General features: G+C 65.2%; 1 protein-coding gene and 1 pseudogene. Both read right to left on the reverse strand.

Annotated elements, in window-relative coordinates; genetic code table 11:
- Positions 1-47: 47 nt before the first annotated feature.
- Positions 48-797 carry a TetR/AcrR family transcriptional regulator gene (locus AC1VXC_RS21065; RefSeq protein ID WP_482995090.1) on the reverse strand — a complete coding sequence of 250 codons (750 nt, stop codon included), beginning with the start codon at positions 795-797 and terminating at the stop codon, positions 48-50.
- A gap of 76 nt (positions 798-873) precedes the next feature.
- A pseudogene (locus AC1VXC_RS21070) lies at positions 874-973 on the reverse strand (IS5-like element ISCARN85 family transposase); the annotation flags it as partial.

A 973-nucleotide genomic window follows, 5' to 3' on the forward strand; every position in this document is an offset into this window, starting at 1 on the left:
GTGGGCGCGGCCCCCCCCAACCGCGTTGGGGCCTGGGGCCTCCCGCGCTACCTGGTCTGGGCATCCAATCCCCACCCCCCGCTGTCATACCTACACTGCGGGGGCGGGGTCCCCCCCGCCCCCACATCCACAGCCGTAGGCTTGCTGCGGTAGTCCGCGCCGACCGCCTGCGGGCCGGCGATCGCAAAGCGGTGCAGATGCTCCAGCAGCGGCTGCGATGGGCCTTGCACCACTGCCTGCAGCGGGCCTGGCACGCCACGACCGACCACGATCAACATCATGCACGGCGCGGCGACGCTCAGCAGGCAGCGCAGCAGGGCCGGCTCGTTGGCGGGGATGCCGGCGATCTCACTGAGAATCTGCGCAACCTCCATCATCTTCGGCGGAACCGCTTCTTCCATCAGCACCTGCAGGTGCGAGGAGGGGGCCAGCAGTTCGCGTGCCAGCACGCGCGGTGCCCAGGCCTCGGGTTGCTGGGCGCGCTGGACCAGACAAGCGAGCAATTCATATAGACGCTGTTCCGCGCTCATCGCGTTGCCGGCGATGCGCTGCAGGTCGTCAAGGTCAAGCAGCTGCCGGTGCGCTTCCAACAGCACCGCCTGGTACAGGCCGTTGCGGCTGCCGAAGTGGTAGTTGATGGATGCCAGGTCGGCAGCGGCCAGCAGGGCCACCGCCTTGCTGGTGGTTTCGGCAAAGCCCTGTTGCGAGAACAGCTGGCCGGCCGCCTCCAGCAGGCGGGCGCGGGTGGCCTCGCCGTCGGTGCGTGGTCCGCGTGGGATGGTTTTCTGTGTGCTCATTGCATGGCAAGTTTAGCCTGCTTCATCGCCCCGGCCAGCATTACTTTAAATTAAATTTAATTTGAACTAGGGCCTGTTAACACATTCTCAGTCCATCTGCGACAAGCACGAAGCTGATGAAGCCGAGGAACATGAGATCGAGTTTCTCGAAGCGCGAGAAGATGCGCCGGTAACCC

This window comes from Stenotrophomonas sp. STEN033, from assembly GCF_056856655.1.

What these genes read in the sequence shown, in the direction of transcription:
- AC1VXC_RS21065 (WP_482995090.1), bottom strand. Translation starts at nt 797, where the DNA reads ATGAGCACACAGAAAACCATCCCACGCGGACCACGCACCGACGGCGAG.